Annotated in this window: 17 protein-coding genes, 3 tRNA genes, 2 other RNA genes and 2 pseudogenes; all 24 read left to right on the top strand. The window is 52.7% G+C overall.

The annotated features are described in order from the left end of the window. The first annotated feature begins 193 nt into the window (after nucleotides 1–193). The 24 genes and pseudogenes from sdhC (at nucleotide 194) to O3W44_RS07435 (ending at nucleotide 20,162) form a co-directional block, all read left to right on the top strand. The gene (gene sdhC / locus O3W44_RS07550) at nucleotides 194–583 is read left to right on the top strand and encodes a succinate dehydrogenase cytochrome b556 subunit (RefSeq protein WP_269292583.1); all 390 of its coding nucleotides are present in this window, start codon (nucleotides 194–196) and stop codon (nucleotides 581–583) included. Then, nucleotides 577–924, top strand: a complete 348-nt coding sequence (sdhD, locus tag O3W44_RS07545; RefSeq protein ID WP_269292582.1) for a succinate dehydrogenase membrane anchor subunit — start codon at nucleotides 577–579, stop codon at nucleotides 922–924. The genes sdhC and sdhD overlap by 7 nt, the downstream gene beginning before the upstream one ends. Beyond that, nucleotides 925–2,691 carry a succinate dehydrogenase flavoprotein subunit gene (gene sdhA, locus O3W44_RS07540; protein WP_269292581.1) on the top strand — a complete coding sequence of 589 codons (1,767 nt, stop codon included), beginning with the start codon at nucleotides 925–927 and terminating at the stop codon, nucleotides 2,689–2,691. It abuts the gene before it with no gap. Between the two features lie 17 nt (nucleotides 2,692–2,708). Next, on the top strand, nucleotides 2,709–3,425 hold the full coding sequence (locus O3W44_RS07535; protein WP_269292580.1) for a succinate dehydrogenase iron-sulfur subunit: 717 nt from the start codon (nucleotides 2,709–2,711) through the stop codon (nucleotides 3,423–3,425). Between the two features lie 205 nt (nucleotides 3,426–3,630). Next, nucleotides 3,631–6,436, top strand: a pseudogene (gene sucA, locus O3W44_RS07530) (2-oxoglutarate dehydrogenase E1 component). A gap of 15 nt (nucleotides 6,437–6,451) precedes the next feature. Beyond that, nucleotides 6,452–7,672, top strand: coding sequence for a 2-oxoglutarate dehydrogenase complex dihydrolipoyllysine-residue succinyltransferase (odhB, locus tag O3W44_RS07525; RefSeq protein ID WP_269292578.1), 1,221 nt, complete (start codon nucleotides 6,452–6,454; stop codon nucleotides 7,670–7,672). 69 nt (nucleotides 7,673–7,741) lie between these two features. Continuing rightward, nucleotides 7,742–8,908: an ADP-forming succinate--CoA ligase subunit beta gene (gene sucC, locus O3W44_RS07520; RefSeq protein ID WP_269292576.1), complete on the top strand. Its 1,167-nt coding sequence runs from the start codon at nucleotides 7,742–7,744 to the stop codon at nucleotides 8,906–8,908. Next, nucleotides 8,908–9,783: a succinate--CoA ligase subunit alpha gene (gene sucD, locus O3W44_RS07515; protein WP_021508535.1), complete on the top strand. Its 876-nt coding sequence runs from the start codon at nucleotides 8,908–8,910 to the stop codon at nucleotides 9,781–9,783. Before sucC ends, sucD begins: the two co-directional genes overlap by 1 nt. A 570-nt stretch (nucleotides 9,784–10,353) precedes the next feature. Continuing rightward, nucleotides 10,354–11,922 (top strand): cytochrome ubiquinol oxidase subunit I, encoded by a 1,569-nt coding sequence (gene cydA / locus O3W44_RS07510; protein ID WP_269292574.1) that lies wholly within the window; start codon nucleotides 10,354–10,356, stop codon nucleotides 11,920–11,922. Between the two features lie 11 nt (nucleotides 11,923–11,933). Then, nucleotides 11,934–13,073, top strand: coding sequence for a cytochrome d ubiquinol oxidase subunit II (cydB, locus tag O3W44_RS07505; RefSeq protein ID WP_269292573.1), 1,140 nt, complete (start codon nucleotides 11,934–11,936; stop codon nucleotides 13,071–13,073). A 15-nt stretch (nucleotides 13,074–13,088) separates the two neighbouring features. Beyond that, the gene (gene cydX, locus O3W44_RS07500; RefSeq protein ID WP_269292572.1) at nucleotides 13,089–13,202 is read left to right on the top strand and encodes a cytochrome bd-I oxidase subunit CydX; all 114 of its coding nucleotides are present in this window, start codon (nucleotides 13,089–13,091) and stop codon (nucleotides 13,200–13,202) included. Further along, nucleotides 13,202–13,495 carry a cyd operon protein YbgE gene (gene ybgE / locus O3W44_RS07495; RefSeq protein ID WP_269292571.1) on the top strand — a complete coding sequence of 98 codons (294 nt, stop codon included), beginning with the start codon at nucleotides 13,202–13,204 and terminating at the stop codon, nucleotides 13,493–13,495. Before cydX ends, ybgE begins: the two co-directional genes overlap by 1 nt. Nucleotides 13,496–13,672: 177 nt before the next feature. Continuing rightward, nucleotides 13,673–14,077 (top strand): tol-pal system-associated acyl-CoA thioesterase, encoded by a 405-nt coding sequence (gene ybgC, locus O3W44_RS07490; protein ID WP_269292570.1) that lies wholly within the window; start codon nucleotides 13,673–13,675, stop codon nucleotides 14,075–14,077. After that, nucleotides 14,074–14,760, top strand: a complete 687-nt coding sequence (gene tolQ, locus O3W44_RS07485) for a Tol-Pal system protein TolQ (RefSeq protein ID WP_269292569.1) — start codon at nucleotides 14,074–14,076, stop codon at nucleotides 14,758–14,760. The genes ybgC and tolQ overlap by 4 nt, the downstream gene beginning before the upstream one ends. A gap of 13 nt (nucleotides 14,761–14,773) precedes the next feature. Beyond that, a pseudogene (gene tolR, locus O3W44_RS07480) lies at nucleotides 14,774–15,203 on the top strand (colicin uptake protein TolR). A 27-nt stretch (nucleotides 15,204–15,230) separates the two neighbouring features. After that, complete coding sequence (tolA, locus tag O3W44_RS07475; RefSeq protein ID WP_269292568.1) at nucleotides 15,231–16,520, top strand: cell envelope integrity protein TolA; 1,290 nt, start codon at nucleotides 15,231–15,233, stop codon at nucleotides 16,518–16,520. A gap of 115 nt (nucleotides 16,521–16,635) precedes the next feature. Further along, the gene (gene tolB / locus O3W44_RS07470; protein ID WP_269292567.1) at nucleotides 16,636–17,931 is read left to right on the top strand and encodes a Tol-Pal system beta propeller repeat protein TolB; all 1,296 of its coding nucleotides are present in this window, start codon (nucleotides 16,636–16,638) and stop codon (nucleotides 17,929–17,931) included. Between the two features lie 51 nt (nucleotides 17,932–17,982). Beyond that, nucleotides 17,983–18,507, top strand: a complete 525-nt coding sequence (gene pal, locus O3W44_RS07465; RefSeq protein WP_269292565.1) for a peptidoglycan-associated lipoprotein Pal — start codon at nucleotides 17,983–17,985, stop codon at nucleotides 18,505–18,507. 9 nt (nucleotides 18,508–18,516) lie between these two features. Continuing rightward, a complete protein-coding gene (cpoB, locus tag O3W44_RS07460; protein WP_269292564.1) occupies nucleotides 18,517–19,317 on the top strand; it encodes a cell division protein CpoB in 801 nt (266 codons plus the stop codon). 165 nt (nucleotides 19,318–19,482) lie between these two features. Continuing rightward, a tRNA-Lys gene (locus O3W44_RS07455) sits at nucleotides 19,483–19,558 on the top strand. A 58-nt stretch (nucleotides 19,559–19,616) separates the two neighbouring features. Further along, a tRNA-Lys gene (locus tag O3W44_RS07450) sits at nucleotides 19,617–19,692 on the top strand. 44 nt (nucleotides 19,693–19,736) lie between these two features. After that, nucleotides 19,737–19,812: transfer RNA gene (locus O3W44_RS07445), tRNA-Lys, on the top strand. Nucleotides 19,813–19,855: 43 nt separating this feature from the next. Beyond that, a non-coding RNA gene (locus O3W44_RS07440) (RtT sRNA) lies at nucleotides 19,856–19,992 on the top strand. A 43-nt stretch (nucleotides 19,993–20,035) separates the two neighbouring features. Beyond that, nucleotides 20,036–20,162: non-coding RNA, RtT sRNA (locus O3W44_RS07435), on the top strand. The last annotated feature ends 90 nt before the right edge of the window (nucleotides 20,163–20,252 follow it).

Genomic DNA, 20,252 nt, shown 5'->3' with positions numbered 1-20,252 from the left:
TTGTAATCAGAATGTGATCCTCCTATACTTCGCCAAGGTCTCCGGAATTCCCTGACACCAGGAGCCACCCAGCGTTTCTACCGCGTCAATTAACACTGGATGTTGCTGTTTTGGTGACGGTTAAAGTCTGAACACGAAGAGTGATTCGACTCCGCCTCAGGACCGGAGGAAGCAAAATATAAAAAAGAGCTGTGTGGGCAAAACCGTGAAAAAACAAAGACCTGTCAACTTGGATCTCTCGACGATCCGGTTTCCCGTTACTGCAATATCGTCCATTCTTCACCGCGTTACCGGCGTGATCACACTCGTTGCCCTCGCTATCCTGTTGTGGTTACTGGGTCTCTCTCTCTCTTCCCCGGAAGGTTTTCAATACGCTGCAACCATCATGGATGGCTTCTTCGCGAAGTTCATTATGTGGGGCATTTTGACGGCGTTGGCTTTCCATACGGTAGGCGGGATTCGTCATATGTTGATGGATTTTGGTTATCTGGCTGAGACCCTGCAAGTCGGTAAACGTTCTGCGCATGTGACGTTTGTTATTACTGTCGTGCTTTCAATTTTGGCTGGAGTTCTCGTATGGTAAGCAATGCATCCTCGTTGGGCCGCAACGGTATTCAGGACTGGCTGCTGCTGCGCGCTACTGCAATTCTCATTACGCTTTACATTGTCTACCTGCTGGGTTTTGTGTTGATGACTGACACGCTGACGTATGACATCTGGCGTGGTTTTTTCGCATCAAACTTCACCAAAGTATTTACCTTGCTGACGCTTTTTTCCACGCTAATCCACGGTTGGATTGGTATGTGGCAGGTGTTAACTGACTACGTCAAATCTCTGGCGATGCGTCTGGTTTTGCAAATGGTAATCGTGGTAGCACTGTTGTCCTATGCGATTTATGGATTTGTTGTGGTGTGGGGTGTGTAAATGAGTTTGCCAATCAGAGAATTTGATGCCGTGGTGATCGGCGCAGGTGGCGCAGGAATGCGAGCCGCACTGCAAATTTCCCAATCGGGCCAGAGTTGTGCCCTGTTATCTAAAGTTTTCCCGACCCGTTCCCATACTGTATCTGCGCAAGGCGGTATTACCGTTGCGCTGGGTAATACCCATGAAGATAACTGGGAATGGCATATGTACGACACCGTTAAAGGTTCCGACTATATCGGTGACCAGGACGCGATTGAATATATGTGTAAAACCGGCCCGGAAGCGATTCTGGAACTGGAACACATGGGATTACCGTTCTCGCGTCTCGACGATGGTCGTGTCTATCAGCGTCCGTTTGGTGGTCAGTCGAAAAACTTCGGCGGCGAGCAGGCGGCACGTACTGCGGCAGCAGCGGACCGTACTGGCCACGCTTTGCTGCACACGCTCTACCAACAGAATCTGAAAAACAAAACCACTATCTTTTCTGAATGGTATGCGTTGGATCTGGTGAAAAACACCGATGGCGCGATTGTGGGTTGCACCGCGATCAGCATCGAAACCGGTGAAACGGTCTATTTCAAAGCAAAAGCCACTATCCTGGCAACAGGCGGCGCGGGTCGTATCTATCAATCGACCACCAATGCGCATATCAATACTGGCGACGGCGTTGGCATGGCTCTGCGTGCGGGCGTACCAGTGCAGGATATGGAAATGTGGCAGTTCCACCCAACCGGCATTGCTGGCGCTGGCGTGCTGGTTACTGAAGGCTGTCGTGGTGAAGGCGGCTATCTGCTGAACAAGCACGGCGAACGCTTCATGGAGCGTTATGCGCCGAACGCGAAAGACCTCGCCGGACGTGACGTCGTGGCGCGCTCAATGATGATTGAAATTCGTGAAGGTCGCGGCTGTGACGGTCCGTGGGGTCCACACATCAAGCTGAAGCTGGATCATCTGGGTAAAGACGTTCTTGAGTCACGTCTGCCTGGCATTCTGGAACTGTCGCGCACTTTTGCGCACGCTGATCCCATTAAAGAACCGATTCCGGTTATTCCAACCTGCCATTACATGATGGGCGGCATTCCGACCAAAGTAACCGGTCAGGCGCTGCGCTTGAATGAGCAGGGCGAAGATGAAGTCATTCCCGGCCTGTTTGCCGTGGGTGAAATCGCTTGCGTATCGGTACACGGCGCTAACCGCCTGGGCGGAAATTCGCTGCTTGACCTGGTTGTGTTTGGTCGTGCGGCGGGCCTACATCTGCTGGAATGTATTCAGGAGCAGGGCGAACTGCGCGACGCAACCCAGGATGAAATTGATGCTGCGATGGCTCGCTTCAATCGCTGGGAAAACAACACCACGGGTGAAGATCCGGTTGAAATTCGCAAGGCGCTGCAACGCTGCATGCAAAACAACTTCTCGGTGTTCCGTGAAGGCGATGCCATGGCCCAGGGGCTGGAAGAGCTTAAGGTGATTCGCGAGCGTCTGAAATCGGCTCGTCTGGATGACCGTTCACCTGACTTCAACACGCAGCGTATTGAGTGTCTGGAGCTGGATAACCTGATGGAAACCGCTTACGCCACGGCTGTAGCGGCGAACTACCGCACCGAAAGTCGTGGTGCACACAGTCGTTTCGACTACCCGGATCGTGATGATGAAAACTGGCTGTGTCACAGCCTGTATGTCCCGCAAACCGAGAGCATGACGCGCCGTGAGGTGAACATGCAGCCGAAACTGCGCGCGGCCTTCCCGCCAAAAGTGCGTACTTATTAATTTGCGGAGAGACGATCATGAGACTCGAATTTTCAATTTATCGCTACAATCCAGAAGTCGATGACAAGCCGCGTATGCAGGATTACAGCCTCGAATCAGAAGATGGCCGTGACATGATGCTGCTGGACGCGCTTATCCGACTGAAAGAAAAAGATCCGACGCTGGCTTTCCGCCGCTCGTGCCGTGAAGGGGTCTGCGGCTCCGACGGGCTGAACATGAACGGTCAGAATGGCCTGGCCTGCATTACGCCCGTCTCGGCACTTGGCAATGGCAATAAGAAAATTGTCATTCGTCCACTGCCAGGTTTACCGGTCATCCGCGACCTGGTTGTAGACATGGGCCAGTTTTATGCGCAGTATGAGAAAATCAAACCTTTCTTATTGAATAACGGGGAAAATCCGCCAGCGCGTGAGCATCTGCAATCACCGGCTGAGCGTGAGCATCTGGATGGTTTATACGAATGTATTCTCTGCGCCTGCTGCTCAACGTCTTGCCCGTCATTCTGGTGGAACCCGGACAAGTTCATTGGGCCTGCGGGTCTGCTGGCAGCGTATCGCTTCCTGATTGACAGCCGCGACACCGAAACCGAGGCGCGACTGGATAACATGAGTGATGCTTTCAGTGTTTTCCGCTGTCACAGCATTATGAACTGTGTGAGCGTATGTCCGAAAGGGCTCAACCCGACGCGCGCTATCGGCCATATCAAGTCGATGCTGCTGCAACGCGGGGCATAAGTAACAGACTGCCGGGAACCTGAACGTTCCCGGCGTTTTACGGAAGCCTCTGTAAACGCGGTCCGGTACCACGTTTACAAAGGTTCCCTTACGGGCCGGGCGCGCGCTGCGCACAGTGCTCGTATCGCTGAACTCACTACGGCAAACCGCGAAAGCGGCAACAAATGAAACCTCAAAAAAGCACATCAATGCTTAAGGGATCACAATGCAGAACAGCGCGATGAAGCCCTGGCTGGACTCTTCCTGGCTGGCCGGCGCGAATCAGTCTTACATAGAGCAACTCTATGAGGATTTCCTGACCGATCCTGACTCTGTCGATGCAGTGTGGCGCTCGATGTTCCAACAGCTACCAGGCACCGGCGTGAAACCAGAACAGTTTCACTCCACCACACGTGAATATTTCCGTCGCCTGGCGAAAGACGCATCTCGTTACACCTCTTCAGTTTCCGATCCAGCAACTAACTCCAAACAAGTGAAAGTGCTACAGCTGATAAACGCGTTTCGTTTTCGCGGACATCAGCATGCGAATCTTGATCCGCTCGGACTGTGGAAACAGGACCGTGTCGCCGATCTCGATCCTGCCTTTCACGATCTGACCGATGCCGATTTTCAGGAAAGCTTTAACGTAGGTTCTTTTGCCGGTGGCAAAGAAACCATGAAGCTGGCCGATCTGTTCGAGGCGCTGCAGCAAACCTATTGTGGCTCAATTGGTGCAGAGTACATGCACATCAACAACACCGAAGAGAAACGCTGGATTCAGCAGCGCCTCGAGTCGGTGATGGGCCAGGCCTCTTTCAGTGGCGATGAGAAAAAGGTTTCCTGAAAGAGCTGACTGCGGCAGAAGGACTGGAAAAATATCTTGGCGCAAAATTCCCAGGCGCAAAACGCTTCTCGCTGGAAGGCGGCGATGCGCTGGTGCCTATGCTGCGCGAAATGATTCGCCATGCCGGTAAGAGCGGCACGCGCGAAGTCGTGCTGGGTATGGCGCACCGTGGCCGTCTCAACGTGTTGATTAACGTGTTGGGTAAAAAGCCGCAAGATCTGTTTGACGAATTCTCAGGCAAGCATAAAGAGCATCTCGGTACGGGCGATGTGAAGTATCACATGGGCTTCTCATCGGACGTTGAAACCAGTGGTGGCTTAGTGCATCTGGCGCTGGCGTTTAACCCGTCTCACCTTGAAATCGTGAGTCCGGTAGTCATGGGATCGGTACGTGCGCGTCTCGATCGTCTGGCCGAGCCTGCCAGCAATAAAGTGTTGCCGATTACCATCCACGGTGATGCAGCCGTTATTGGTCAGGGTGTCGTGCAGGAAACTTTGAACATGTCGCAGGCGCGCGGTTACGAAGTCGGCGGTACGGTGCGCATTGTGATCAACAATCAGGTAGGTTTCACCACCTCTAACCCGAAAGATGCGCGCTCAACGCCCTATTGCACCGATATCGGCAAAATGGTGCTGGCTCCGATTTTCCACGTTAACGCGGATGATCCTGAAGCGGTGGCCTTTATTACTCGTCTGGCGCTGGATTATCGCAACACCTTTAAACGTGATGTGTTTATCGATCTGGTGTGCTATCGCCGTCATGGTCACAACGAAGCGGATGAGCCAAGTGCAACGCAGCCGTTGATGTACCAGAAAATCAAAAAGCATCCGACGCCGCGCAAAATCTATGCTGACCGTCTGGAAAGCGAAGGTGTTGCCACTCAGGAAGATGCCACCGAAATGGTGAACCTCTACCGTGATGCTTTGGATGAAGGTGAATGTGTGGTGCCGGAATGGCGTCCAATGAGCCTGCACTCCTTTACCTGGTCTCCTTATCTCAATCATGAGTGGGATGAAGCCTATCCGGCCAAAGTTGATAAGAAGCGGTTGCAGGAACTGGCGCGCCGCATCAGTCAAATCCCGGAAGAAGTAGAAGTGCAATCGCGCGTGGCCAAGATTTACAACGACCGCAAAGAGATGGCCGAAGGCAACAAAGCTTTGACTGGGGCGGCGCAGAAAACCTGGCTTACGCAACGCTGGTTGATGAAGGCATCCCGGTGCGTCTGTCTGGTGAAGATACTGGCCGTGGCACCTTCTTTCATCGCCATGCAGTTATCCATAACCAGGCTAACGGTTCCACCTACACACCGCTGCACCATGTACACAATGGGCAGGGGCAGTTCAAGGTATGGGATTCGGTGTTGTCGGAAGAGGCGGTACTGGCATTTGAATATGGTTACGCCACGGCTGAACCACGCATCCTGACCATTTGGGAAGCGCAGTTTGGTGACTTCGCCAACGGTGCGCAGGTGGTTATCGACCAGTTCATCAGCTCCGGTGAGCAGAAATGGGGCCGCATGTGTGGTCTGGTGATGCTGCTGCCACATGGCTATGAAGGTCAGGGTCCTGAGCACTCATCCGCTCGCCTGGAACGTTATCTGCAACTCTGCGCTGAGCAGAATATGCAAGTATGCGTACCGTCAACGCCAGCGCAGGTTTATCACATGCTGCGTCGTCAGGCGTTGCGTGGTATGCGTCGTCCGCTGATCGTGATGTCACCCAAATCACTGCTGCGTCATCCACTGGCTATTTCGTCGCTGGATGAACTGGCAGATGGCAGTTTCCAGCCAGCGATTGGTGAAATTGACGATCTCGATCCGCAAGGCGTAAAACGTGTGGTGCTGTGTGCCGGTAAAGTCTATTACGATCTGCTGGAGCAGCGTCGTAAGAACGAGCAGACCGACGTCGCCATCGTGCGTATTGAACAGCTTTATCCGTTCCCACATCAGGCCGTACAAGAAGCACTGAAAGCCTATTCCCACGTACAGGATTTTGTCTGGTGTCAGGAAGAACCTTTGAACCAGGGCGCGTGGTACTGTAGTCAACATCATTTCCGCGAAGTCGTGCCGTTTGGCGCCACCTTGCGTTATGCAGGCCGCCCGGCATCTGCTTCACCGGCCGTGGGTTACATGTCCGTACACCAAAAACAGCAGCAAGACCTGGTTAATGACGCGCTGAACGTTGATTAATTAAAAGGAAAGATAATGAGTAGCGTAGATATTCTCGTTCCCGACCTGCCTGAATCCGTTGCCGATGCCTCCGTGGCAACCTGGCACAAAAAACCAGGCGATGCAGTAAGTCGCGATGAAGTGCTGGTAGAGATCGAAACTGACAAAGTGGTACTGGAAGTGCCAGCCTCCGCAGACGGCGTTCTGGAAGCGGTACTGGAAGATGAAGGGGCAACTGTCACTTCTCGCCAGATTTTGGGTCGTCTGAAAGAAGGTAACAGCGCGGGTAAAGAAACCAGTGCTAAAGCTGACAGCAAAGAGTCTACACCGGCTCAGCGTCAGACTGCTTCACTGGAAGAAGAGAGCAATGACGCACTCAGCCCGGCGATTCGCCGTCTGATTGCAGAGCACAATCTGGATGCATCGCAGATTAAAGGCAGCGGTGTTGGCGGTCGTATCACACGGGAAGATGTGGAAAAACATCTGGCTAAGAAGCCAGAAACCGCAAAAGCCGCTGCACCTGCCGCAGAAGCAGCGCCGCAACCGGCTGTGGCTAACCGCAGCGAAAAACGTGTACCGATGACGCGTCTGCGTAAGCGTGTAGCTGAGCGTCTGCTGGAAGCGAAAAACAGCACCGCCATGCTGACCACCTTCAACGAAGTCAACATGAAGCCGATCATGGATCTGCGCAAGCAGTACGGCGAAGTCTTCGAGAAGCGTCACGGCGTGCGTCTGGGCTTTATGTCTTTCTACATTAAAGCCGTGGTAGAGGCGCTGAAGCGTTATCCAGAAGTCAATGCGTCTATCGATGGCGATGATGTGGTTTACCACAACTACTTTGATGTCAGTATTGCTGTTTCAACCCCACGCGGCCTGGTCACGCCAGTGCTGCGCGATGTTGATGCGCTGAGCATGGCTGATATCGAGAAGAAAATTAAAGAGCTGGCAGTGAAAGGTCGTGACGGCAAGCTGACCGTTGAGGATCTGACTGGCGGTAACTTCACTATCACGAATGGCGGTGTTTTCGGTTCGTTGATGTCAACGCCGATCATCAACCCACCGCAGAGTGCGATTCTGGGTATGCACGCCATTAAAGATCGTCCAATGGCAGTGAATGGTCAGGTTGTTGTGCTGCCAATGATGTATCTGGCGCTCTCCTACGATCACCGTCTGATTGATGGCCGCGAGTCTGTTGGCTATCTGGTGGCGGTGAAAGAGATGCTGGAAGATCCGGCACGTCTGCTGCTGGACGTCTGATTTTCATCGGGCGCGTTTCAGACGCGCCCAACTTTATTAATCTTTTCAGACCTGAATGGATAGAACATCATGAACTTACACGAATACCAGGCGAAACAGCTGTTTGCACGGTATGGCATGCCGGCACCAACAGGTTACGCTTGCACTACACCACGCCAGGCAGAAGAAGCGGCGTCAAAAATTGGCGCAGGTCCGTGGGTAGTTAAATGTCAGGTTCATGCCGGTGGCCGCGGTAAAGCGGGCGGTGTGAAAGTGGTTAACAGTAAAGAAGAGATTCGCGCTTTTGCTGAGAACTGGCTTGGCAAGCGTCTGGTGACATATCAAACAGATGCTGATGGTCAACCAGTAAACCAGATTCTGGTTGAAGCGGCGACAGACATCGATCAAGAACTCTATCTGGGCGCAGTGGTTGACCGTGCGACCCGTCGCGTTGTTTTCATGGCGTCTACCGAAGGCGGCGTGGAAATTGAGAAAGTGGCAGAAGAGACGCCACACCTGATCCATAAAATGGCGCTGGATCCACTAACCGGTCCACAGCCTTATCAGGGCCGCGAACTGGCATTTAAACTCGGCCTGACCGGTAAACAAGTTAGCCAGTTCACCAAGATCTTTATGGGTCTGGCGACCATGTTCCTGGAGCGCGATCTGGCGCTGGTTGAGATCAACCCGCTGGTGATCACTAAGCAAGGCGATCTGATTTGCCTGGATGGCAAACTGGGTGCCGACGGCAACGCCCTGTTCCGTCAGCCTGAACTGCGCGAAATGCGTGATCCAAGTCAGGAAGACCCGCGCGAAGCACACGCAACACAGTGGGAACTGAACTACGTTGCGCTGGAAGGCAACATCGGCTGTATGGTTAACGGTGCAGGCCTGGCAATGGGCACCATGGACATCGTGAAACACCACGGTGGTCAACCGGCTAACTTCCTCGACGTTGGCGGCGGCGCCACCAAAGAGCGCGTAACTGAAGCCTTCAAAATTATCCTGTCTGACGATGCAGTTAAAGCCGTATTCGTTAACATCTTCGGCGGTATTGTACGCTGCGATTTGATCGCTGACGGCATCATCGGCGCGGTCGCTGAAGTGGGTGTCAACGTACCGGTTGTGGTACGTCTGGAAGGGAACAACGCCGAGCTGGGCGCGCAGAAACTGGCGGACAGCGGTTTGAATATCATTGCAGCAACCAGCCTGACAGACGCGGCACAGCGTGTTGTTGCTGCTGCGGAGGGTAAATAATGTCCATTTTGATCGACAAAAACACCAAAGTTATCTGCCAGGGATTCACCGGCGGACAGGGCACATTCCACTCTGAGCAGGCGCTGGCGTATGGTACGCAGCTGGTTGGCGGCGTAACGCCAGGCAAAGGCGGCACCACCCATCTCGGTTTACCGGTGTTTAACACCGTGCGTGAAGCGGTAGAAGCCACTGGTGCAACCGCAACAGTTATCTATGTTCCGGCCCCGTTCTGTAAAGACGGTATCCTGGAAGCCATTGACGCAGGCATCAAGCTGATTATCACCATCACTGAAGGTATCCCAACGCTGGATATGCTGACCGTGAAAGTGAAGCTGGATGAAGCGGGCGTGCGCATGATCGGACCAAACTGCCCGGGTGTCATTACCCCAGGCGAATGTAAGATCGGTATTATGCCAGGCCACATTCATCAGCCAGGACGTGTGGGTATCGTTTCACGTTCCGGTACGCTGACGTATGAAGCGGTTAAGCAGACCACGGATATCGGCTACGGCCAGTCAACCTGCGTTGGCATTGGTGGCGACCCGATTCCTGGCTCTAACTTTATCGACATCCTGAAAATGTTCCAGGACGATCCGCAGACTGAAGCGATTGTCATGATCGGTGAAATCGGCGGCAGCGCCGAAGAAGAAGCGGCAGCGTTCATCAAAGAGCATGTAACCAAGCCAGTGGTAGGTTACATCGCCGGTGTGACGGCGCCAAAAGGCAAACGTATGGGCCATGCGGGCGCCATCATCGCAGGTGGCAAAGGTACGGCAGATGAGAAATTTGCCGCGCTGGAAGCCGCAGGGGTGAAAACGGTACGCAGCCTGGCTGATATCGGTGACGCTGTTAAAGCGGTTCTGCCTGCTAAATAAGAGAGTGGTTTTCGAACGCTCAGGCCACCTTCGGGTGGCCTTTTTTATGCGCGTCATAAATCCAGCCGGTATCTGTCGGTTCTTCATTTATGGCGCGGTTACAGCGGGAGGTCAGGTTAATAAAAACGAATAAAGGTAATTAATTTTAGGGAAATAACAGAATTTATTGACACCTTTTTAACACTCTTTTTGCCAGGTCATATTTAAACAACCGTTGCGTTAATCCAGATCAATTATCCACGACATATAACAAAGTTTACCGCTGGCAAAGCGCAGCGTTACAGGCTTAAATTGCGCTGCATCAATCCAGCCTTTTATACAAACTTTCAAACGTTTGCTGTAGTTCGGGATGACCACCTGTTGCCTGGTTTCTCGCGTACGCGTTTAAGCTAATGGCTTGTTTTGACGTTGTTCTGTTTCTGAAATCTTAATTCACTCACACAGGGCAGGGCAATAATCGGTTCTGCTAATAACAAAACTGGAATCAATAATCAGTCGTTCCTGACGCTTTTTTGACGCCTAATCCTGTTCCTCGCGTCAAAAAACGTATGCGAGGAGCAAGGAGTTACTATGCTAGATATTGTCGAACTGTCGCGTTTACAGTTTGCCTTAACGGCGATGTACCATTTCCTGTTTGTCCCCTTAACGCTCGGTATGGCGTTTTTGCTGGCCATTATGGAAACGGTTTACGTTCTGAGCGGCAAACAAATCTATAAAGATATGACCAAATTCTGGGGCAAGTTATTTGGTATTAACTTTGCCCTTGGTGTGGCGACAGGCCTGACCATGGAATTTCAGTTCGGAACGAACTGGTCATATTATTCTCACTATGTTGGCGATATTTTCGGTGCCCCTCTGGCCATCGAAGGATTAATGGCCTTCTTCCTCGAATCCACCTTTGTTGGCCTGTTTTTCTTCGGCTGGGATCGCTTAGGCAAAGTCCAGCATTTAGCGGTAACCTGGCTGGTGGCGCTGGGCTCAAACATGTCGGCACTGTGGATTCTGGTTGCGAACGGCTGGATGCAAAATCCGATCGCGTCTGATTTCAATTTCGAAACCATGCGCATGGAAATGCTGAGCTTTTCCGAGCTGGTGTTGAATCCCGTTGCGCAGGTGAAATTCGTTCATACCGTTGCGGCAGGTTACACCACCGGCGCGATGTTTATCCTTGGCATCAGTGCCTGGTACTTACTGAAAGGACGAGATACCGCATTTGCTAAACGCTCCTTCGCGATTGCGGCCAGCTTTGGCATGGCGGCGGTATTATCCGTGATTGTACTGGGGGATGAGTCCGGTTATGAAATGGGCGACGTCCAGAAAACCAAACTGGCCGCCATCGAAGCCGAATGGGAAACACAACCCGCACCGGCTTCCTTTACGCTGTTTGGTTTGCCCAGTCAGGAGACGCAGGAAAACCACTACGCCATTCAAATTCCCTGGCTGCTCGGCCTGATCGCCACCCGCTCGGTGGATACGCCAGTAACGGGCCTGAAAGATCTTATGACGCAGCATGAGGCCCGCATTCGTAACGGGATGAAAGCGTATGCGCTGCTGAATGAACTGCGTGCAGGCAGCCAGGATCCGGCGGTGCGTGAAGCGTTCAATAACAGCAAAAAGGATTTGGGCTACGGCCTGCTATTGAAACGCTATACCGCAAACGTCTCTGATGCGACCGAAGCGCAAATCCTTCAGGCAACCCAGGATTCAATCCCTCGCGTCGCGCCGCTCTATTTTGCCTTCCGTATTATGGTGTTATGCGGCGTGCTGCTGCTGGGCGTGATTATGCTGTCGTTCTGGAGCGTTATTCGTAATCGCATTGGCAAAAACCGTTGGTTATTAAAGGCGGCGCTCTACAGCATTCCACTGCCATGGATTGCGGTAGAGGCGGGCTGGTTTGTTGCCGAGTATGGTCGCCAGCCCTGGGCGATTGGTGAAGTGTTACCGACAGCAGTGGCGAACTCATCGCTGACGGTGGGCGACATTTTGTTCTCGATGATTCTGATCTGCGGTCTTTATACGCTGTTCCTCGTTGCCGAAATGTATTTGATGTTCAAATTCGCGCGCCTTGGGCCAAGCAGCCTGAAGACCGGGCGTTATCATCATGAGATCGCCACTCACGTTCAGCCGGTGCGTGGATAAGGAGAACAGCTATGTTTGATTATGAAGTGCTGCGCTTTGTCTGGTGGCTGTTGATCGGCATTCTGCTGGTTGGATTTGCGGTTGCCGACGGTTTTGACATGGGCGTCGGTATGTTAACGCGCCTGCTGGGGCGCACCGATACCGAACGCCGTGTCATGATCAATAGCATTGCACCGCACTGGGACGGCAACCAGGTCTGGTTGATTACCGCAGGCGGTGCGCTGTTTGCTGCCTGGCCTATGGTCTACGCCGCCGCGTTTTCTGGCTTTTATGTCGCGATGATTGTGGTACTGGCTTCACTGTTTTTCCGACCAGTGGGCTTTGATTATCGTTCCAAAATTGAAGACAGACGCTGGCGTGATGTATGGGACTGGGGCATCTTCATCGGGAGCTTTGTGCCGCCGCTGGTTATAGGTGTTGCTTTCGGTAATTTATTACAGGGCGTGCCGTTTTATGCGGATGAATATTTGCGCCTCTTCTATACCGGTAACTTTTTCCAGTTGCTGAATCCGTTTGGCCTGCTGGCTGGCGTGATCAGCGTGGCGATGATTCTGGCGCAGGGCGCAACCTATCTGCAAATGCGTACCACCGGCGAACTGCACCTGCGTTCACGCCTTGCCGCACAGATTTCAGCTCTGGTGATGCTGGTGTGTTTCGTGCTGGCGGGCGTGTGGGTGAAATATGGCATTGATGGTTTTGTGGTGACCAGCACCCTTGATCATCATGCGGCGTCTAACCCGCTGGGGAAAACCGTAATACGTGAAGCAGGCAGCTGGATGGTTAATTTCCAGAATATGCCGTTACTGTGGCTGTTCCCGCTGCTTGGCGTGCTGTTGCCACTGATGACAATTCTCTGTTCTCGCCTGGAGAAGGGTGCCTGGGCATTTATTTTCTCTTCACTGACATTAGCGTGCGTCATCATGACGGCTGGGATTGCGCTATTCCCGTTCATTATGCCGTCAAGCACTGTGCCGGGCGCCAGTCTGACAATGTGGGATGCGACGTCCAGTTTACTGACGCTGAAAATTATGACAATTGCCGCTATCATTTTTGTACCGCTCATCCTGGCTTATACCGCATGGTGCTATTACAAGATGTATGGCCGAATCACGAAAGAATACATTGAGCGCAACACGCACTCGCTGTACTGATTAAGGAGACGACACATGTGGTATTTTGCCTGGATTCTCGGCACGTTGCTGGCTTGTGCCTTTGGGATTGTGACGGCGCTGGCGATTGAACATGTTGAAGAGAGCGCCATTAAGGACGAACACCCCTGATGCGTAAGGTCATTCGGACGCTTTATCGTCTGATGGACAAGGGCCTGTTACGGGCCCTTTCGCTTATTCTGGCGCTACTGCTGGCGGGCTGCCTGATTTGGGACCCGTCACGCTATGCCGCACAGACGAGTAACCTGACAGTCTGGCAAGGTTTTTTAGTGATTTGGGCGGTATGTGCCGGTGTGATTCACGGCGTTGGCTTTCGGCCAAAGCAAACGCGCTGGCAAGCGCTGTTTTCACCTTTACCCGCACTGCTTATCTTACTGGCCGGTATTTACTGGTTTTATACTTAACATCCGCTAAAACGATGCAGGCAGTGAATTTATGTCAGCCTCTGGTCAAGAAATCTGCTGTAAATAGTTCCGATTGTTACGGACTGATAATTATTTTCTCCTGGCTCTGGACACCCATTCCAAACCCCAATTCTCTTGCGTATAGTAGCAACGTTTAAAACGAGGCCGGGATGTAGAGTGAGTACAACGCTGTTTCGCTGGCCGGTTCGGGTCTATTACGAAGACACCGATGCCGGTGGTGTGGTTTATCACGCCAGCTATATCGCTTTTTATGAACGAGCACGTACCGAGATGTTGCGTCAGCACCATTTCAATCAGCAGACACTGTTAGAACAACAGATTGCTTTTGTGGTGCGGCGGATGACGGTGGACTATTTTTCGGCGGCACGTCTTGATGATCTTCTCGATATTCAGAGTGAAGTGACCTCAATGACGCGGGCGACGATGACGTTCACGCAACGTATCGTGAATGCAGAAGGCAAAGTGCTCAATGAAGCAGAGGTCCTGATTGCCTGCATAAACCCACATCTAATGAAGCCGATTGCGCTTCCCAAGTCTATTGTCGCGGAGTTCAAGCAGTGACTGACATGAACATTCTTGATTTGTTCCTGAAGGCTAGCCTTCTGGTCAAACTTATCATGTTGATTTTAATCGGCTTTTCAATTGCCTCTTGGGCAATCATTATTCAGCGCACGCGCATTTTGAATGCGGCAGGGCGTGAGGCGGAAGCCTTTGAAGATAAGTTTTGGTCTGGCATTGAGCTCTCTCGCCTGTATCAGGAGAGTCAGGGCCGCCGTGACGAGTTGTCCGGCTCAGAGCAAATCTTCTATTCTGGCTTTAAGGAGTTTGCTCGCTTGCACCGTGTCAACAGTCACGCGCCAGAAGCGGTGGTAGAAGGTGCCGGTCGTGCTATGCGTATTTCCATGAACCGTGAGCTTGAGGCCCTGGAAAATCACATTCCATTTCTGGGAACTGTGGGTTCAATCAGTCCCTATATCGGCCTTTTCGGTACTGTTTGGGGGATCATGCATGCCTTCATCGCCCTGGGTGCGGTGAAGCAGGCGACCTTACAAATGGTGGCGCCAGGCATTGCTGAAGCGTTGATCGCTACCGCTATCGGCCTGTTTGCTGCTATTCCTGCGGTTATGGCGTACAACCGTCTTAATCAGCGCGTAAACAAGCTGGAGCAGGGCTACGACAACTTCATGGAAGAGTTCACCGCTATTCTGCATCGCCAGGCATTCTCCAGCGAAAACGCTAAGTAAACAGAGGTTAATGATGGCCAGAGTGCGTGGTCGCGGTCGCCGCGATCTGAAGTCGGAAATCAACATTGTTCCGCTGCTGGACGTCCTGCTGGTGCTGCTGCTGATTTTTATGGCGACGGCACCCATTATTACCCAGAGCGTAGAAGTTGACTTACCCGATGCCACGGATTCTAAAACGGTTGCCAGCGATGATAATCCGCCGGTAATTGTCGAAGTGTCGGGCGTAGGTCAATACAGCCTGGTCGTGGATCACGATCGCATGGAACAACTGCCACCAGAGCAGGTGATCAGCGAAGCGCAGCGTCGACTGGAAGCCAATCCAAAGACTCTCTTTTTTGATCGGCGGGGCAAAAGAAGTGCCTTACGACGAAATCATCAAGGCGCTTAACCTGCTGCACCAGGCGGGTGTTAAATCTGTCGGTTTGATGACGCAGCCGATTTAAAGTCGAACCGTTTTTTGGGAACCGAGAGTGTCGAAGGCAACCGAGCAAAACGAGAAGTTAAAGCGCGCGATAATTGTATCGGTGATTCTGCACATTGTGCTAATCGGGCTGCTGGTATGGAGTTCATTTAATGAGCACATTGAAGCCAGCGGCGGCGGTGGCGGCAGCGATATCGATGCAGTCATGGTCGATCCCGGTGCAGTGGTAGAACAGTATAACCGCCAACAGAATCAGCAAAGCGACAGTCAGCGTGCTGAGCAGCAGCGTAAAAAACAGGCGCAGCAGCAGGCAGAAGAGCTTCAGCAAAAGCAGGCCGCCGAACAGCAGCGTTTGAAAGAGCTTGAGAAAGAGCGGTTACAGGCGCAAGAGGCAGCAAAAGAGCAGGCGAAACAGCAGGCAGAGCAACAGAAAGCGGCTGAACAAGCGGCTAAGCAAGCGCAGGAGCAGCAGAAAACTGCCGAAGCTGCTGCCGCGAAAGCCAAAGCTGAAGCGAAAGCGCAGGCAGATGCCCAGGCAAAAGCCGCTGCTGAGGCGAAGCAAAAAGCTGCTGAACAGGCGAAACAGGCCGCAGCTGAAGCGAAAAAACAGGCTGAACAACAGGCGAAAGCTGCCGCTGCCGAGGCCGCCAAAGAAAAAGCGGTAGCTGAGGCGAAAGCGAAGTCAGAGGCCGAAGCCAAAGCGAAAGCAGCGGCTGACGCTAAAGCCAAAGCAGAAGCTGAAGCGAAAGCCAAAGCCGCCGCCGATGCGAAAGCAAAAGCGGCGCAGGAAGCGAAAGAAAAAGCTGCTGAAGCCGCGAAGGAAGCCAAAGAGAAGGCTGCCGCAGAAGCCAAAGCTAAAGCAGACGCCGCAGCAAAAGCGAAGGCTGAGGCTACAGCGAAAGCCAAAGCGGCCGCCGATGCGAAGAAAAAGGCAGCCGCTGAAGCCGCGGAAAATGACAGCGCAGTGGATGATCTGTTAGGGGGCTTAGCGTCGGGTAGGAATGCGCCGAAAAGTGGCACCTCAAGCGGTGCGGCAGGGCAGGGCAAACAGAAGACTGCGGGTGCATCAGGGGCTGACGTAAATGCCTATCTGGGACAGATCACCAGTGCTATTCAGAGCCGTTTTTATGATGCAGATCTGTATCGCGGAAAAAGCTGTGACTTACGTATTAAACTTGCGCCAGATGGCTTGTTGATTGACGTTAAGGCAGAAGGTGGCGACCCCGCATTGTGTCAGGCGGCGATCGCAGCGGCGAAGCAGGCCCGTATTCCAAAGCCGCCATCGCAGGCTGTGTATGAAGTGTTTAAAAACGCACCTATGCGTTTTAGACCGCAATAATGCAGTAACTTACGGCAGGTTGATCTAAGGTTAGCTTGCCGTATTTTAGTTGTACTCGTGGTTTCCAGGAACAGTGCCAATTATCGTGGACTGAGGTTCAGATAAGGGAGAAAAAATGAAGCAAGCACTTCGCGTATCGTTAAGCTTTTTCTTACTGCTGTGGGCAGCAATGTTACATGCAGAAGTTCGCATTGAGATCACCCAGGGCGTCAACACTGCACGCCCTATCGGTGTGGTTCCTTTCAAATGGGCCGGCCCAGGCGCTGCGCCAGAAGATATTGGTGGTATTGTCGCGGCTGACCTGCGCAACAGCGGTAAGTTTAATCCGCTTGATCGCTCACGTTTGCCACAGCAGCCAACCAGTGCGCAGGAAGTGCAGCCTGCTGCATGGAGCGCATTAGGTATTGATGCCGTGGTGGTAGGCCAGGTTCAGCCGAACCCAGATGGCAGCTATCAGGTCTCTTATCAGCTGGTTGATACCGGTGCAGCACCGGGTACCGTGCTGGCGCAAAACACCTATAAAGTCACTAAGCAGTGGCTGCGTTATGCGGCACACACGGCCAGTGATGAAACCTTCCAGAAACTGACCGGCATTAAAGGCGCATTCCGCACGCGAATCGCTTACGTTGTACAGACCAACGGCGGTCAGTTCCCGTATGAGTTGCGCGTTGCCGATTACGACGGTTACAACCAGTTTGTGGTCCATCGCTCACCGCAGCCGTTGATGTCACCAACCTGGTCACCAGACGGCAGCAAAGTCGCTTATGTGACTTTTGAAAGCGGCAAGTCAGCTCTGGTAGTGCAAACGCTCTCTAACGGCGCGATCCGTCAGGTTGCTTCATATCCACGCCATAACGGCGCACCAGCATTCTCTCCGGATGGCTCTAAGCTGGCTTTCGCACTGTCGAAAACCGGTAGCCTGAATCTGTATGTCATGGATTTAGGTTCGGGTCAGATCCGTCAGATTACCGATGGCCGCTATAACAGCACAGAACCAACCTGGTTCCCGGATAGCCAGACGCTGGCTTATACCTCAGACCAGGCGGGCGCCCCACAAATTTATAAAATTGGAGTTAACGGCGGAGCGCCGCAGCGTATTACCTGGGAAGGTGGTCAGAACCAGGACGCTGATGTTGCCTCGGATGGCAAATCAATGGTGATGATTAGCACCAACGGTGGTGCTCAACACGTCGCCAAACAGGATCTGGAAACGGGAGCCGTTCAAACGTTAACGGACACGTTCCTGGATGAAACGCCAAGCCTGGCACCGAACGGCACGATGGTAATCTATAGCTCTACTCAGGGGATGGGTTCCGTGTTGCAGTTGGTTTCAACAGACGGGCGTTTCAAAGCGCGTCTTCCGGCTACTGATGGACAGGTTAAATTCCCTGCCTGGTCGCCGTATCTGTAATGCCTGTGAAACCAGGCATCACACACAATAAACAATAATGGGATTTTTGAAATGCAACTGAACAAAGTGCTGAAGGGTTTAATGCTGGCTCTGCCGGTTTTGGCGGTAGCGGCTTGTAGCTCACACAAAAACAATAACAACGATCAGACGGGCATGGGTGCTGGCGCTGACGGTGCTTACGGTGCTGGCATGAACGGCAGCGGCAACATGTCTTCTGACGAGCAGGCGCGTCTGCAGATGCAACAGCTGCAGCAGAACAACATCGTTTACTTCGGTCTGGACAAGTATGACGTTCAGTCTGATTACGCTCAGATGCTGGATCAGCATGCTGCATTCCTGCGTAGCAACCCGTCTTACAAAGTGACTATCGAAGGTCATGCAGATGAGCGCGGTACGCCAGAATACAACATCGCCCTGGGCGAGCGTCGTGCTAACGCCGTTAAAATGTACCTGCAAGGTAAAGGCGTGTCTGCTGACCAAATGTCTATCGTTTCTTACGGTAAAGAGAAGCCAGCGGTTCTGGGTCATGACGAAGCGGCATACTCTAAAAACCGTCGTGCAGTTCTGGTCTACTAAGAGAATCACATGGTTAGTAACTTCAGACGTCATCTGTTGAGTCTGTCGTTACTGATTGGCGTAGCGGCCCCCTGGGCCGCTAATGCCCAAGCGTCAATCAGTAGCGTTGGCTCCGGCTCGGTCGAAGACCGTGTCACCACTCTTGAACGAATCTCGAATGCCCAGGCTCAGCTTTTGCAGCAGTTGCAGCAGCAGATGAGCGATAATCAAAGCGATATTGATTCGCTGCGTGGGCAAATCCAGCAAAACACCTACCAGCTGAACCAGGTTATTGAGCGCCAGAAGCAGATCTACCAGCAGATCGACAGCCTGAGCAGCAGCAATAATGGTGGTCAGCAAGCCGCAGGCGGTAACGCAGGCGCGGACGCAGGTGCGGCTGCCAGCACAGACGGTGAAGCGGGTGCTGCGGCGTCCACAGGCGCACCGGTGCAAAGCGGCGATGCGAATAGTGATTACAATGCTGCCGTTGCGCTGATTCTGGAGAAAAAGCAATACGACCAGGCTATCACTGCGTTGCAGGCGTGGGTAAAACGTTATCCTGATTCTACTTATCAGCCGAATGCCAATTACTGGCTGGGACAGTTGAATTACAACAAAGGGAAAAAGGACGACGCCGCCTATTATTACGCCACGGTGGTGAAGAACTATCCGAAGTCACCAAAAGCGTCAGAAGCATTACTTAAAGTTGGCGTCATCATGCAGGAGAAAAACGACACGGCGAAAGCCAAAGCCGTTTATCAGCAGGTGATTAAACTTTATCCGAACACCGATTCGGCTAAACAGGCACAAAAACGCCTGTCTGGATTGTAATGTGTGCAGGTCAGACCGGATTTCGTTTGATTTCTGGTCTTGCCGCATGAAAGGTGAGCAGTTAAACCTTTTATCGAAAATAAGGGTTGTGCTGCCTCGGTAAATCAGTAATATATGCCGCCGTTGCCGGGACACATTGCAAGCGTGTCTGGCAAGCCTGAAGATGGGTCGTTAGCTCAGTTGGTAGAGCAGTTGACTTTTAATCAATTGGTCGCAGGTTCGAATCCTGCACGACCCACCATCTCCAGCCGGATATCTTCCTGCGAAGAGAGCTTCAGCAAAGCTTCACAACCTAAGATGGGTCGTTAGCTCAGTTGGTAGAGCAGTTGACTTTTAATCAATTGGTCGCAGGTTCGAATCCTGCACGACCCACCATCTTTGGTTCAGACCGCGTGTCTGAATGGTTGTAAGCCCCCAGCGGGTCGTTAGCTCAGTTGGTAGAGCAGTTGACTTTTAATCAATTGGTCGCAGGTTCGAATCCTGCACGACCCACCAATTCAGAGAAAAGCGCCTTTACGGCGCTTTTTTCGTTTTCAGGGCAGAGAGTTAAACGTGCAGGATGAAGAACCTGCGCAGGTTCGACTGAATCGCCGGGAGCGATTCAGGCTGATGTGTCAGCATCACCCGCAGGGCGAGGCCCCGGACGGGCCGAGGCATATCCTGCACGACCCACCAATTCAGAGAAAAGCGCCTTTACGGCGCTTTTTTCGTTTTCAGGGCAGAGAGTTAAACGTGCAGGATGAAGAACCTACGCAGGTTCGACTGAATCGCCGGGAGCGATTCAGGCTGATGTGTCAGCATCACCCGCAGGGCGAGGCCCCGGGCATATCCTGCACGACCCACCAGTTCAGAGAAAAGCGCCTTTACGGCGCTTTTTTCGTTTTCAGGTGGGCATGATGGGCTGCTACGTAAAGACGGCGCTGGCCCTTTCTTCC

This window comes from Pantoea sp. LMR881, from assembly GCF_027157825.1.
In the GTDB taxonomy this organism is placed as follows: domain Bacteria; phylum Pseudomonadota; class Gammaproteobacteria; order Enterobacterales; family Enterobacteriaceae; genus Pantoea; species Pantoea haifensis.
The sequence above is the reverse complement of the archived record's forward strand: the minus strand, read 5'-3'. Positions and strand labels throughout refer to the sequence as shown.